Here is a 580-nt window from a genome sequence, read left to right on the forward strand (position 1 = left end):
GTTCTTTAAAATCTCCCGTCACTTTGCCGCGTGGCGTCATTTTTTCTTACGCGCAGCGATAGTTTTTCTTGCTCGTTGAAACTGCGCATCGTTTGTACAGTGAGCTTCTCGAAAACAAGTTCATGAATGACACGAAGGAAAAACAATGGCACACCTATCTTACTGGTTTAAGCAAGCGCTTGAACTTGAACAGCCTCAGCCAGCTAAGCCACTGAATGAAGATATCAACGCTGATGTCGCGATTGTTGGTGGTGGTTACACCGGACTTTGGACCGCCATTATGATCAAACAGCAAGCACCGAAAAAGCATGTTGTTGTGATAGAAAAGGGCCTGTGCGGCAGTGGCGCATCTGGAGCGAATGGTGGTTGCATGCTGACTTGGTCGACAAAGTTTCCGACCTTAAAACGTTTGTTTGGTGAAGCTCAGGCTGCTTGGTTAGTCAAAGAGTCCGAACAAGCCGTGCTTGAAATTGACGCGTTTTGTAAACAGCACCATATTGATGCTCAGTTGTCGCTTAAAGGCGTGTATTACACGGCAACAAATCACGCGCAAGCGGGCAGCATGCAACCTGTCGTCGAT

At 47.4% G+C, this 580-nt stretch carries 1 protein-coding gene; it reads left to right on the forward strand.

Features of this window, described 5'->3' with window-relative positions:
* Positions 1–145 precede the first annotated feature (145 nt).
* Positions 146–580, forward strand: a 435-nt coding sequence (locus R7O13_RS29170) for an FAD-dependent oxidoreductase (protein ID WP_318305495.1), incomplete at its 3' end; no start/stop codon positions are given.

It is taken from the genome of Vibrio sp. Y176 (genome assembly GCF_033438945.1).